Origin of the sequence: Rothia sp. P4278 (assembly GCF_048512945.1) — a bacterium.
Lineage (GTDB): Bacteria > Actinomycetota > Actinomycetes > Actinomycetales > Micrococcaceae > Rothia.
On record NZ_JBLXXU010000002.1, the window covers coordinates 618,901 to 632,294 of the forward strand.

General features: G+C 57.5%; 13 protein-coding genes. 6 read left to right on the top strand and 7 right to left on the bottom strand.

Annotation, left to right across the window (positions count from 1 at the left end; all coding sequences use genetic code 11):
• Window positions 1-44 precede the first annotated feature (44 nt).
• The 3 genes from ACN085_RS06945 to ACN085_RS06955 form a co-directional block, all read right to left on the bottom strand.
• Complete coding sequence (locus tag ACN085_RS06945; protein WP_419111023.1) at window positions 45-1,418, bottom strand: phenylacetate--CoA ligase family protein; 1,374 nt, start codon at window positions 1,416-1,418, stop codon at window positions 45-47.
• The gene (locus tag ACN085_RS06950) at window positions 1,415-1,831 is read right to left on the bottom strand and encodes a PaaI family thioesterase (protein WP_419099436.1); all 417 of its coding nucleotides are present in this window, start codon (window positions 1,829-1,831) and stop codon (window positions 1,415-1,417) included. Before ACN085_RS06950 ends, ACN085_RS06945 begins: the two co-directional genes overlap by 4 nt.
• A 217-nt stretch (window positions 1,832-2,048) precedes the next feature.
• The gene (locus tag ACN085_RS06955) at window positions 2,049-3,122 is read right to left on the bottom strand and encodes a 3-hydroxyisobutyryl-CoA hydrolase (protein WP_419111024.1); all 1,074 of its coding nucleotides are present in this window, start codon (window positions 3,120-3,122) and stop codon (window positions 2,049-2,051) included.
• Window positions 3,123-3,417: 295 nt separating this feature from the next.
• Between ACN085_RS06955 and paaA the strand changes: the two genes are divergently transcribed.
• From paaA to ACN085_RS06985, 6 genes are all read left to right on the top strand, one after another.
• Window positions 3,418-4,422, top strand: a complete 1,005-nt coding sequence (gene paaA, locus ACN085_RS06960; protein ID WP_419111025.1) for a 1,2-phenylacetyl-CoA epoxidase subunit PaaA — start codon at window positions 3,418-3,420, stop codon at window positions 4,420-4,422.
• A 2-nt stretch (window positions 4,423-4,424) separates the two neighbouring features.
• Window positions 4,425-4,736: a 1,2-phenylacetyl-CoA epoxidase subunit PaaB gene (paaB, locus tag ACN085_RS06965; RefSeq protein ID WP_419098886.1), complete on the top strand. Its 312-nt coding sequence runs from the start codon at window positions 4,425-4,427 to the stop codon at window positions 4,734-4,736.
• On the top strand, window positions 4,733-5,560 hold the full coding sequence (gene paaC, locus ACN085_RS06970; protein WP_419098885.1) for a 1,2-phenylacetyl-CoA epoxidase subunit PaaC: 828 nt from the start codon (window positions 4,733-4,735) through the stop codon (window positions 5,558-5,560). Before paaB ends, paaC begins: the two co-directional genes overlap by 4 nt.
• 73 nt (window positions 5,561-5,633) lie before the next feature.
• The gene (gene paaD / locus ACN085_RS06975) at window positions 5,634-6,230 is read left to right on the top strand and encodes a 1,2-phenylacetyl-CoA epoxidase subunit PaaD (protein ID WP_419098884.1); all 597 of its coding nucleotides are present in this window, start codon (window positions 5,634-5,636) and stop codon (window positions 6,228-6,230) included.
• Window positions 6,231-6,244: 14 nt separating this feature from the next.
• A complete protein-coding gene (gene paaE / locus ACN085_RS06980; RefSeq protein ID WP_419111026.1) occupies window positions 6,245-7,396 on the top strand; it encodes a 1,2-phenylacetyl-CoA epoxidase subunit PaaE in 1,152 nt (383 codons plus the stop codon).
• 17 nt (window positions 7,397-7,413) lie between these two features.
• Entirely contained in the window at window positions 7,414-8,184 is a 771-nt protein-coding gene (locus ACN085_RS06985; RefSeq protein ID WP_419111054.1) for an enoyl-CoA hydratase/isomerase family protein, read from the top strand.
• Window positions 8,185-8,355: 171 nt separating this feature from the next.
• Here the strand turns inward: ACN085_RS06985 and ACN085_RS06990 are convergent, their stop codons facing one another.
• The 4 genes from ACN085_RS06990 to hpaH form a co-directional block, all read right to left on the bottom strand.
• Window positions 8,356-10,056 (bottom strand): hypothetical protein, encoded by a 1,701-nt coding sequence (locus tag ACN085_RS06990; protein ID WP_419111027.1) that lies wholly within the window; start codon window positions 10,054-10,056, stop codon window positions 8,356-8,358.
• Between the two features lie 316 nt (window positions 10,057-10,372).
• A complete protein-coding gene (locus ACN085_RS06995; RefSeq protein ID WP_419111028.1) occupies window positions 10,373-11,590 on the bottom strand; it encodes an ATP-binding protein in 1,218 nt (405 codons plus the stop codon).
• Between the two features lie 160 nt (window positions 11,591-11,750).
• A complete protein-coding gene (locus ACN085_RS07000; RefSeq protein ID WP_419111029.1) occupies window positions 11,751-12,575 on the bottom strand; it encodes an HpcH/HpaI aldolase family protein in 825 nt (274 codons plus the stop codon).
• Window positions 12,560-13,345, bottom strand: coding sequence for a 2-oxo-hept-4-ene-1,7-dioate hydratase (gene hpaH, locus ACN085_RS07005; RefSeq protein ID WP_419111030.1), 786 nt, complete (start codon window positions 13,343-13,345; stop codon window positions 12,560-12,562). The genes ACN085_RS07000 and hpaH overlap by 16 nt, the downstream gene beginning before the upstream one ends.
• Between the last annotated feature and the right edge of the window lie 49 nt (window positions 13,346-13,394).

Consider the following 13,394-nt stretch of genomic DNA (forward strand, 5'->3'; position numbering starts at 1 on the left):
CCATCTAGCGGGGGCTCCCTACATGCTAACTTAAGCGGACCAGCCTACTCATTGCCCTTGGGCTTGTTACGGTAGTCGTAGATACGGCGAATCTTACCTACCGAGCGGGGCAGAACCTCCGGGTCTAGCACCTCAATCTGGCAGGTGGAACCAATCTTGGTTTTGATATCGTGCAGGAGCCGCTTGCCGGCTTCCTGGGCGGCTTCGAGCGTGACCTCTTCGCGGCGTTCAATGCGCACAGTCATCTCGTCCATACGGCCCGGGCGGGTCAGTTCCAGGGCAAAGTGGGGCGAGAGCTCAGGCTGCTGCAGGGCGAGCTCTTCCACCTGGGAGGGGAAGAGGTTAACCCCGCGCAAGATAATCATGTCATCGCTACGACCGGTGATGCGCCCCAGGCGGCGGTGGCCGGGGCGGGCGGTACCGGGCAGGAGGCGGGTCAAATCGTGGGTGCGGTAGCGGATAATGGGCAGGGCCTCTTTAGTCAGGGAGGTAAAGACCAGCTCACCGGGGCGGCCCATATCAAGCACAGTGTCATCAAAGGGGTCGATGATTTCGGGGCGGAAATGGTCCTCCCAGATGTGGGAGCCGTCCTGGGTTTCAAAGGACTCCCCGGCCACACCGGGGCCCATGACCTCAGATAGCCCGTAAATGTCGCAGGCTTTGAGGGTTCCGAAGGTCTTTTCAATCTCGTAGCGCATTTCCGCAGTCCAGGGCTCGGCACCAAGCACAGCTGTTTTGAGGGAAGTTTCTTGCGGGTCAATCCCCTGTTTACGGAAGGCATCTGCAATGGTCAGCAGATAGGTCGGAGTTGAAAGGATGGCATCGGGTTCAAAATCTTGGATGAGCTGAACCTGCTTCTCGGTCTGGCCACCGGACATGGGGATAACGGCAGCACCCAGGCGTTCGGCACCGTAGTGGGCACCCAGCCCACCAGTGAAGAGGCCGTAACCGTAGGCGTTGTGCACCTTGTAGCCGGGTTTAATGCCGGAGAAACGGAAGCAGCGGGCCACCAGGGAGCTCCAGGTGGCAATGTCGTTTTCGGTGTAGCCAACCACGGTGGGCTGGCCGGTAGTACCCGAGGAGGCGTGGATGCGGCGGACATCGCTCATGGGCACCGCGAAGGCTTTGAAGGGGTAGGCCTTGCGGAGGAACTCTTTGTCGGTGTAGGGGAAGAGTTTGAGGTCGTCGAGTTCTTTAAAGTCGCCGGGGTGAACGCCGTGGGAGTCGTAGAGTTCCTTGTAGGCGGGGACGTTCTCGTAGGCGTAGTGCAGGGTCCAGCGCAGGCGCTCAAACTGTAGGGCTTCGATCTGGTCCCGGCTGGCCAGCTCTTCGGGGTCGGGCTGGGCTGGGTCTGTGGCGCGGGGTGCGGGGTTGTAGGGGTTCTCTACGCTACAGGTAGAGTGCGGGGTGGTGCTCATGCTGGGTGTCCTTCCGTGGTGGGAGCTGGAGGGGTGATTGACCGCCCGCGCCCGCGAAACTCAGCGATGAGCTTCTGCTTGCAGGTGACGGTGACATCGACCAGGCAGGTTCGCCCGGTGCGGTGGGTGAGTGTGGCTTCTGCTTGCAGGGTTTGCCCTCGGTAGGCTGGGGCAAGATAGTTGATGTCCACGCCTGTTCCGACCGTGATGCTTTGGGCTAGTTCCTCTGGGTCACTGCTGTTGCAGGCCAGGGCAAAGGCGGTATCTGCGAACGCGAAAGTCATGCCCCCGTGCACCATGCCGAAGCCGTTGACCATTTCGTCTCGGATGTCCATTTCGATGATGGCATGGCCTGGCTCAACGGTGAGCAGGCGGATGCCCATCCAGTGACTGGCCTGGTCCTGCTTGAGCATGGGGTGCTGGGGGGCCACATAACCTCCACAAGAATTTAGTGACCATTCGGTCAGTTATTGTTTAGACCCACTGTTTCACATTTTAGTGAGATGTGCAACACTCTAGGGGGTCTTGTTATCCGGCACCGCAAAGCCCTCTACAGACACAGAACGTAGGAGAATAGCCCCCACCTGCCCCCGAGGGTTTAGGTGACCGCACCCCCTCTCCTCTCTTCTCCTAAGCCAGCCCCAGCTCCCCCGCATCGGTTGGCTCAAAGAAGGCCAGGACCGTGCCCCCGCCCACCTCTTCAAGGCGAGCGGGGGACCAGGCCGGATTCCGGTCCTTATCAATGACCTGGGCTCGAATCCCCTCACTCAAATCGTGCCCTTCCATAGCCCTACAGGTGGTCACAAAATCCTGATTGAGGGTCTGAGCCAAGCTCTGGGTGGCGGCACGCCGTACCGCCTCCAAAGCCACCTTCATGCCCGTGGGGCTATTCTGCTCCATAGCCCCCAGAACTCTTGTAGCAAACTCAGCGCTCTCTCCCCCAGCCGCAACCACCTGCCGCACGCTCTCCCTGATCTGCTCTACCGAATCAGCGGCAAAGGCCTGCTGCACCCAGGCGGCCTGGGCAGCCAGCGGGGAAGCGCCAGCGTCAACCTGCATCCCGGCCAGCACACCGTCAACCTCAGAACTGTCAGCCACCCCAGATAGCGCTCCCACCAGGTCATCAACCCTGGCTGAGGGAATAAAAAAGTCAGCCAAGCCCACTGCTAGGGCATCGGCCCCGCCCACATGCAAACCAGTCAGCGCCATCAGCACCCCCAGATGCTGAGGTGCCCGGGCCAGAATATTAAGAACACCTACATCCGGGCTAAAACCAATCACCGTTTCGGGCATACCGGCGCGGGTCCGCTCAGTCACTAAACGGTGAGAACCGTGGGCAGAAACCCCCAGGCCCCCGCCCAGCACCAAACCGTCCATCAGGGCAATATAGGGCTTAGGGTAGCGGGAAAGTCGCAGGTTGAGAGCGTACTCGTAGCGAAAGAACTCCACACCCTCCTGCGGGGCATCCTTCATAGCCCGGTAGAGAGCTACGATATCTCCCCCGGCGCACAGGCCACGCTCACCAGCTCCGCGCACCAGCACGGCACACACGCCCGGATCAGCCTCAAACCGATCCAAGGCCGCATTCAGGCCCTGCATCATCTGGTAGTTCAAGGCATTAACGGCACGGGGCCTATTGAGGGTAATCACCCCCAGGCTCCCGCACTGCTGCACCAGAAGGCTCTGATCTGCTACGTCCACCATGATCTTTCCTCTCAATGATTGGGCCCAAGACCCAGCCGCCAGGTCGGCCACACTGCCGCCAGCGGGGCCTGTCTCTAGCCCCGATAAATACTTTTCGCCACTGCCCACTCTACCCACCTCTCTCTGAGCAAGACAGCGTCAGTTCACACCCCCAGAGAGAAAACCCATCAGCTGGCCCGGCACGCCAGCCGGTTTCTTGACCGTGACCCACGAAACACTATATTCTGAACGAACGGTCAGTAATTATTTTTGACTGGGGGAAGCCCCTCCCCCACACCCCGCAAGGAGCCAGCCCATGACCACAGAGACAACTAACCCTCACCTCACAGCAGTAGACCAACCCGCACCAGGGGACACCAGCACCGAGCAGGCCTACTTTGACCGGCTCATCGCAGAGGACTCCCGCGTCGAACCCCGCGACTGGATGCCCGAAAAGTACCGCAAGACACTCACCCGCCAGGTCTCCCAGCACGCCCACTCCGAAATCATCGGCATGCAACCCGAAGCCAACTGGATCACCCGCGCCCCCTCCCTCAAACGCAAGGCTATCCTCATGGCCAAGGTGCAGGATGAGGCCGGACACGGGCTCTACCTCTACTCCGCCGCTGAAACCCTCGGCACCCCCCGCCACATCCTCAACGAACAACTGCTTGAGGGCCGAGCCAAATACTCCTCCATCTTCAACTACCCCGCCCGTACCTGGGCTGACATGGGCGCTATCGGCTGGCTCGTCGATGGAGCCGCCATCTGCAACCAGGTCCCCCTCTGCCGCGCCTCCTACGGCCCCTACGGGCGAGCTATGGTCCGCATCTGCAAGGAAGAATCCTTCCACCAGCGCCAGGGCTGGGAAATTCTCTACGCCCTCTCCCACGGCACAGAAGCCCAAAAGAAAATGGCCCAGGACGCCGTCAACCGCTTCTACGGTCCCGCCCTACAAATGTTCGGCCCTCCGGATGCCGACTCCCCCAACTCCCAGCAGTCCATGGCCTGGAACATCAAACGCTTCTCCAACGACGAGCTACGCCAGCGCTTCATTGACATGCTGGTCCCCCAGGCCGAGGCTCTGGGCCTGACCCTGCCCGACCCGGACCTCAAATGGAACGAAGAGCGCGGCCACTACGACCACGGCCCCCTGGACTGGGATGAATTCCACTCCGTAATCTCCGGGGCAGGCCCCTGCAACGTCCAGCGTATGCAACGCCGCCGTGCCGCCCACGAGGAGGGCGCCTGGGTACGCGAAGCAGCCGCCGCCTACGCACGCAAAACAGCAGAGCAACACGCAGAACTCCTGGGAGCATAAAGATGACCGAGAACATCACACACCTACCCGACTCCAACGAATGGCCCCTTTGGGAAGTCTTCGTCCGTTCATCACGCGGCCTCTCCCACGTTCACGCAGGCTCCCTGCACGCACCCGATGCCACCATGGCCCTGCGTAACGCCCGTGATCTCTACACCCGCCGCAACGAAGGCACCAGCATCTGGGTGGTCCCTGCCCAAGCAATCCTGGCCTCAGACCCCGACTCCAAGGGCGGCTTCTTTGAGTCGGCCCAGGGTAAGAGCTACCGCCACGCCACCTACTACACCACCAGCGAGGGGGTTAAGCACCTATGAGCATGGCCTCCTCAGACTCAGCAACCCACCACAGCCAAGGAGAATCAATCCTGGCTGAGGACATCACCGCCTCCGGAGTGCAGGCCAGTGATGCAGTAGCCCGCTACGCCCTAGCCCTGGGCGACGACGCCCTCATGCTAGGCCAGCGCCTCTCCCACTGGATCTCACGGGCACCAGAACTAGAAGAAGATATCGCCCTGGGCAACATCGCCCTGGACCTGATTGGGCACGCCCGCTTCTTCCTGACCTACGCAGGAACAGCCTGGGGCAAGACCGAAGACGACCTGGCCTACTTCCGCGACGAAGAAGAATTCCGTTCGGCCCGCCTGACCGAGCAGGAAAACGGGGACTTTGGGCAGACTATCGCCCGCCAGCTCATCTTCTCCTACTACCAGCACGAGCTCTACTCCCAGCTGGTCAACTCCCAGGACCCCACCCTGGCCGCCATTGCCGCCAAGGCCCTGAAAGAAGTGGCCTACCACCAGGACCACGCCACCGCCTGGACCCTGCGACTGGGCATGGGCACCCAGGAGTCAAACCGCCGTATGCAGGAGGGCCTCTACTACATGTGGCCCTACATTGATGAGCTCTTCTACGACTTTGACCCGGTAGACCAACTAGCGGGTATCGCGGTGGCCCCCTCAAGCCTGCGCCAAAGGTTCCAAGAGCGCCTGCACACCATCATCGGTGAAGCTCAGCTAGAGGTGCCCAACCTTGATCAGGCTCGCGGCGGCGACCGCTCCGGAGTCATGAGCGAACACCGCGGGCACATCCTGGCAGAGATGCAGGTACTGGCCCGCGCCCACCCCGGCGCCACCTGGTAAAAACCGGGAGCACCCCGGTGCTCCCGGCCCTACCGCCCCCGCTAGCTGACCACACGCACAAGGAGGTGCCCCGATGACAAACGCTAGCCAAGCCGCTAGCGCCGGAATTGACTTCAGCTTCGGCTTTGACCAGGACTCCGGCTACGCAGCCCCGCCCCGGGAGGCCGAAAGTGCCGTCCCGGCGCCCGCCGGCTCTGACGCTACCCTATGGGAGCTAGCCGCCAAGGTAGCTGACCCCGAAATCCCGGTACTCTCCATAGCCGACCTGGGCATCCTACGCGCGGCCCGCTACGGCAAGGACGGCCAGCCGATAGTCGTCATCACTCCCACCTACTCCGGGTGCCCGGCCATGGAAAGTATTACCGCCAGCATCCGCCAGGTCTTCACAGATCACGGCCAGCAGATACCGCAGGTGGAGCTGGTACTCTCCCCGGCCTGGAGCACCGACTGGATGAGTCAGGCAGGTAAAGACCGCCTGGCAGAGTACGGTATTGCCCCACCCAGCGGGCAAGCCGCCGCGGGGCCGGTGACCCTGGGGCTGGCGGTCAAGTGCCCCCGCTGCCACTCCCTAGCTACCAAAGAACTCACCCGCTTTGGCTCCACTTCCTGTAAGGCTCTCTACCAGTGCACCGCCTGCTGCGAGCCCTTTGACTACTTCAAGATTCACTAAGGACTGCACCCGCTATGACCGAGACACCCACCCGCCGCCGAGCCAGCTTTAACAGCTTGACCGTTGCCGGGGTACGCAAACTCACCAAGGACTCCGTTGAAGTGACCTTCTCCGTGCCCGATGACCTTGTAGAAGACTACAACTACCTACCCGGCCAATATGTAGCCCTGCGCGCACAGATTGATGGGCAAGAGGTTCGCCGCTCCTACTCCATCTGCGCCGAGCCTACCCCCGGTGAAATTAAGGTCGCCATCAAAAGGGACTTCGGCGGTCTTTTTTCTAACTGGGCCAATGACACCCTCGCCCCAGGGCAGATCATCGACGTCATGAACCCCCAGGGGGCCTTTGTTTCTCAGAGCACCGTCACCAGCCTTAACGACCCCCAGCACATAGCTCAGGAGGCGGATGCCAACGGGGGGCAACACCTGGTAGCCTTTGCCGCTGGCTCCGGCATCACCCCCATCATGGCTATCGCCCGGGCTGTACTTTCGGCCAGCCAAGCCAGCACCTTTGACCTGGTTTACGCCAACAAGTCCGCCCTGGATGTCATGTTTGCCGAAGAAATCGGGGACCTCAAAGACCGCTACCCCACCCGCTTCGCGGTTCACCATGTGCTCTCCCGCGAACAGCGCATCAACCCGCTCATGAGCGGCCGTATTGACGATGAGAAGCTCCAGGCCCTACTCGATCACGTCATCCAGGTAGACAGGGCCGATGAATGGTTCCTCTGCGGGCCTTTCGAACTGGTCCAGCTCTGCCGGGACACCCTGGCCGAGCGTGGAGTGGATCAGGACAAGGTACGTTTTGAGCTGTTCACCACCGGTAAGCCAGAGAAACCTGCTGGCCAGCAGGGCCGTTCCGTGGAAACAGACCCGGACGGTAAAAACTACTCCATTTCTTTCACTCTGGATGGAACCTCAGCTTCTGTGGAGTCTCCTGTTTCAGCCCATGAGACCCTTTTGAATGCAGCCTTGCGGGTACGCCCGGATGTTCCCTTCGCCTGTGCCGGCGGTGTCTGCGGCACCTGTCGGGCTAAGGTCATAAGCGGCCAGGTGGATATGGACGAAAACTACGCCCTGGAAAAGGACGAGGTAGATGCCGGCTATATTCTCACCTGCCAGTCCCGCCCCTGCTCCGATGCTGTCAGCGTGGACTTTGACGCCTAGGAGGGGTAACCATGAGCATGATTGAGCTGACTGTAGAAGGCGGTATTGCAGAGGTGGTTTTGAAGGCCCCGGCTAAGATGAACGCCCTGAACGAGGCGGCCCTAGCTGACCTGTCGACTGCCTACGATGAGGCCGCTACAGCCGGTGTGCGCGCCCTGCTCTTACGCGGGGAGGGGCGCGGCTTTTGCGCCGGGAGGGACATTGCCGGGTTGGTTCCTGCCGAGGATGATGCCTACGACTACCTGTCCGGTAAGGTTAGCCCGCTCTTGAAGAAGATGAGTGCCTTCCCCGCCCCCACTTTCGCGGCGGTTCAAGGCCCCTGCCTGGGTGTTGGCCTGGGCCTGGCCATTGCTACGGACGTGGTCTATGTGGCTGATACTGCCAAGATTGGCTCGCCTTTCGCCAAGCTGGGGGCCACCTTGGACTCTGGCGGCCATGCTCTCTTTGTGGAACGTCTGGGTGCTCACCGGGCCCTGGATCTGATTTATACCGCCGATTTAATGTCCGGTGCTGAGGCTGTGGCCGCTGGGCTCTTTAGCCGGGTGGTGCCCGCCGATGAGTTGCTGGACTTTACCCGTGCCAAGGTGGCACAGGTAGCCGCCGGTGCTACGGGGGCTTTCCTGGCCTCTAAGCAGTTGGTGGCGCAGGTGCGCGACGCGCGGGTGGGCCTCTGGGAGTCCGTGGAAGCCGAGAACCGCGCCCAAGGCGACTTGTGTGCCTCCGCCGACTACGCCGAAGGCTTCGCCGCCTTCACCGAGAAACGCAAGCCGGTTTTTAAGGGGAAGTAAGGCCACCCAGGCTGGGACATGCGTGGTTTCCTTCCAGATGCGCGGGTTCCTCGCACATCTGGAAGGAAACCCGCGCATCTCGATGAGGGGTTGCCCGTCCCACGCCCTGCTAGGGCAGGTCTACCAGTTGGCAGAACAAACCTAGCCACTATTTAAATAGGCCTCTGTATCTCACGACTTATCGCAGATAGCAACAGATAGTAGCTGATGTATTGCCGTCAATGACTCGTTGACCTTACCGATAAGTATATTAAAGTCTTTATGTGGGTCATTGCGAGTAAGCCCCAAAGATTTATATGGCTTCATCGAATCGGAGTTACCCCTGTGAGCTACACCCCCTGCCGAACGCAGTCTCTGCAACTTATGCAAGTTATCTGACGATTTCTGTGTATCACCTAGAGCCTCCAAATATTTATTCAGAACCACAAGGCCCATTGGTTTTTCTTCACCTAAGTCAATGCGCTTTTCCATTTCCTTCTTATTTAGAGAATCAACAAGAACTTTGGAAAGCAACAAAACAGCATCTTTGAAATGCGTGTAGTCATTCCCCGCCAACCCATATAGCGACCGAAAACTCCTTTCGTCTTCCTTTTCTAGTTCTTTCCAGAATATAAAACCAAATTTTTCTTCAGATAAAGAGTTAATTTCTCTATATTTATCTTTCAAAACAACCATTGGACTCTCAGGAGAGGCAGGAATATTATAAAAGTCGCGCTTTATGCGGTCTGACGGTATACCCCCTGAAGGTGGAACATTATAGGCAATCCAGTAATCCCATTCCTGCCAGGGAATTTTTTTCCCAAAATCCCCCAGGTAGACAATAACCATACCTTCATCATTAACTGAAATATCTACTGACCACAACCTAAAACAGCTCACCTCGCTATCAGTGACCTCATATTTACTCGGATGACTTCTATAACGATGCAGAACTTCAGATTTAAAGTATACAGGCTGTAAATAGTGAGGGGCATCAGGGTTTTTACCAAAATAATTTGAAAGTTTATCAGGGTCTGACGTAAAAGAAATTTCCTCACCAGTATTACTGTCAACAGAATAAATGAGTTCAGGGTAGCCGGGCATAAGCTCATCATCAAGTAATGCGGGTAAAACCTTTGTTTCCCGAGGAGATATGAGGAATCTTCCCATAACTCTCGCAAAAGAACTCGCTTTGCCATGTAGAAACTGAGGTCGCGAAGTCGCATCATACATACCTACAACCCAATTCTCCTTAACCTCAACAGTCTTATCTGCAAATTCCTCAAATCGACTATATTTTTTACAGTCAAATTGGACTACAGCTACTTGATTTGTCGTAAATAAATATCTTTGCAGTTCAGCAGATGAAAACTCAACATGCCAAGAAGCATCCCCTAACTTGTATCGAATTAGTTCATGCTCACCCCCACTAGAATCAAGATATTTCCATCCATTTTCAGTTTTATAAGCGTCCCAGTACCAGATATATGGATGAGAAATTTCAAGTTGGGGTGGAAAACCTCCCCAGTCAGGTTCTCTCACTTGGGCTAAGAACCTTTCTCCCTCCAACTCATAATTACATTCCATGCCGTCACAGACTATAGTTCCATCAGATTGTTCGGACACGGAAAAGTGGCCAACATTTTTAATCCAAGAGCCACTAGGAGAACCTAATGCATTTTCAGATATATTCTCTGGCGCAAGAAAAACAGATAGGGCACGACTGAAATTTTCTCCGCGATGAAATTCAACCACTGTAACCCATTTAGACGGGACTCTCTTAATAGACTTTAGAAAATCTATATCACAAAGAGCGGTTGGGATACTTTCAATATCATCACAAACGACTGAATACAACGTATTTTCTGGTGATTCAAAAATTTTTGGTAACATTTTTATCCTTAAAACAAAAATATTAAATATGTACAATGAGGGTTATTCATAAGGGGTAGGTAAGGCAGGCTCACAGCGAAATTGCTGGTTGGGGCTGGCGTGAATCGCCGCGTGAGCGTAGCGAACCAGGCGAGAGGGTCGGCAAGGAGCGTGAGCCTGATTACATTATGAATAAATCTCAATATAAATAATAGCACATGCGTTTTATTTAATAAAAAATATCACCAATATTGTTTAATTTAGAGGTTGGTTCAAATAAACATATTCATTCCTATAGCACAAGAAAAACCGCGCATCTCGATGAGGGGGTTGCCCGCTACAGGGGAGCACCCGCTAGCACATCAAACACGTCCCGCCACTTCACCTCACCCGTTGCTGGGGCGAATCTATCGCCTGTCAGCAAAAGACAATGAGCCCCCGCCGGAAGGCGATCAAAAGGAGCCAGCTCACGGGCTAAAGTCTGTTCAGAATCGGTAGAAAGAGCCACCTGAAGGTAGAGAGCGTGCCCATCACGGCGCGCCACAAAATCAATCTCGCCACCGGGCACCTGGCCAGTCATCACCTCAAAGCCGCGCCGCTTCAACTCCAAAAACACCATATTCTCTAGGTCCCGGCCCCGGTTAAAGTCGCGTGACCCCAGAAGAGAATTGCGCAGGCCAGGGTCCACGAAATACATCTTCCCGCTAGTCCGCAACCATTGCTTACCCTGAGTGTCATACCGGCGGCACCGGTACAGCAGGTGTGCATCCACCATGAGTTGTAGGTAGCGGTCCACCAGCTCTGACGACGCACCGCGGCCCTGGGCCCTGAGCTGTTTCACAATAGAGAGAGTTGAGAGCTCAGAACCTGCGTTGTTGAAGACAAAACGGGCAACACGCAGAAAAGTCTCTGTATCCCTAATCTGCCCCCGCAAGGCAATATCGCGCGTAAAGATTGAGTCAAAAAGGCCGCTGTTGAGCTGCCTGACGGTTTCCTCATCGTGCGTTATTGCCGAAGCGGGAAAAGTGCCCCAGCGAAGCCACTGCTGGTAGGCCTGCTCAACCCCCGTGTAGGTCACCCCAATTTTTTGGCGGAAGCGAGTGAACTCTGCAAGCGACAGCGGGTACATGGGGATTTCAATGTAGCGGCCCGCGAGGTAGGTCATTGATTCTGAGACGAACAGGGAGGCGTTCGAGCCGGTAACGCATATTTCTAGGTTCTCCCGGGTTCGCAGTGAGTTAATGACCCGGGCCCAGTCACTGAGTTCTTGGACCTCGTCAATATGGAGGTAGCGGATCTCGCTGTTATTGATGGCGTCCAGGACGTGGTCGTGAAAGGACTGAGCATTACGCAGGTGATCGTAGGCCATATCCTCAAAGTTGATGGTGAGGATTTGTGAGGGGCCTACACCTTGGGCGATGAGGTAGCTTCGGTACATACTGAGGAGGGCTGATTTACCGCAGCGACGTACTCCCGTGATGATGCGGACGAGGGCGGGGTCGTCAATGTTTGTCAGGAATTCAAGGTATCGGTCACGCGCAAACAGTTCAGCCATATTTCGACTATACCCGAAATTGCAACTGTTTTGACGGTTAATTTCGGGTATACCTGAAATACCCAGTGTGCCTTGTGCTGGGAGGTGCGCGGTTTCCTTCCAAGCGATCGGGTTCCTCGCACATCTAGAAGGAAACCCGCGCATCTCGATGAGGGTGGGGCTAGTAGCCCACGTCCGTGCCGCCCCCGGCAGGCTGAGAATCAGCAGAATAACCGCTGATGAAGCGAGCCGCCAGCTTCTTAGACTCCAGGGCAAGTAACTGCACGTCGGCGGCTACCAGAATAAAGTCAGCACCAGCATCCAGGTAGTCCTGCGCTATCTGCGGGTCAAAAGCGTTCACGCCCACAGGCAGGCCGGCCGCCCGAGCCGTCCCGATTACCCGCTTAACCGCAGCCACCACGTCCGGGTGATTCTGCTGGCCCAACAGCCCCATAGAGGCCGCCAAATCAGAAGGCCCCACAAAGACCCCGGCTAGGCCCTCCACCGCACAAATCTCTGCCGCGTTCTCAACAGCGGTAGCAGACTCAATCTGCACACAAAGCGAAATGTACTTCTCAGCCTCGGTCAGGTAGCCAGCTACCCCACCCCAGCGGGCCGACCGGGACAGGGCAGAACCCACCCCGCGCACACCGGCAGGCGGGTAGCGGGTGGCGGCCACCGCCAGTTCAGCGGCAGCCGCATCATCGACCATAGGGATCAGCAGGTTTTGGGCACCAGCGTCCAAGAACTGCTTGATAGCAACCACGTCCAGGGAGGGCAGGCGCACCACACTCTGCACCGGGTAGGCCGCCGCCACCTGCAAAAGCTCTTGGACGGTCTCTAGGCTCACAACCCCGTGTTCGGCGTCCACCAGGAGCCAGTCCATGCCCGAACCGGCGCAAATCTCGGCGGCCACCGGCGACCCGGAACAGACCCACATGCCGACCGCTGGGCGGCCCAAGTCCCGCAGGGTCTGAGCAAAAGGCGGGTTTAGCTGAAGCGACATGTGATTGCCCCCAAATCCCCGTAGTCGGCGTGCACGGTATCGCCGGGGTGCACCCACATGGGCTTGGTGAAGGAGCCTGCCAGAATTATCTCACCGGCCTTCAAACTGTCCCCGTGGGCGGCCAGCTTATTGGCTAACCAGGCAACCCCATTGGCCGGGTGGTTGAGTACGGCGGCTGCTACCCCGGTGTCCTCAATCTGCTCGTTGCGGTAGAGCAAAGCCGAAATCCAGCGCAAATCAACGGAGGCCGGGTCTACCGGGTTGCCTCCGTAGACCATGGCACCCAGGGCCGCGTTATCACTGATGGTATCTACAATGGTGCGGCCCTCCATCTCAATGCGAGAGCTCAAGATCTCTAGGGCAGGAACCACATACTCGGTGGCACGCAGAACGTCAAAGATGGTGGCGTGGGGGCCGGCCAGGTCTTCTTTGAGGACGAAGGCCAGCTCCACCTCAATCCGCACATTGGAATACTGGGCGTGCTCAATAACCGACCCATTCTCATAAACCTGGTCGGCGAAGATAACACCGTAGTCCGGTTCGGTAATGCCGGTGGCCTCCTGCATGACCTTGGAGGTCAACCCAATTTTGCGGCCCACCAGCCTACGACCGGCGGCTTCAGCGCGAGCGCGCCACATCTGTTGCACCGCGTAGGAATCTTCCACGGTCATCTCGGGGTAGCTGGCGGTCAGGCGCGGGATCATGGTGCGGTTCTTTTCGGCCTGGGCCAGGTCATCGGCAATCTGTGTGAGTTGTTCTTCAGTGAGCATAGCTAGCTTTCAATACTGCGAGAGGCGCTTGAGGGATATGCTCACCGCC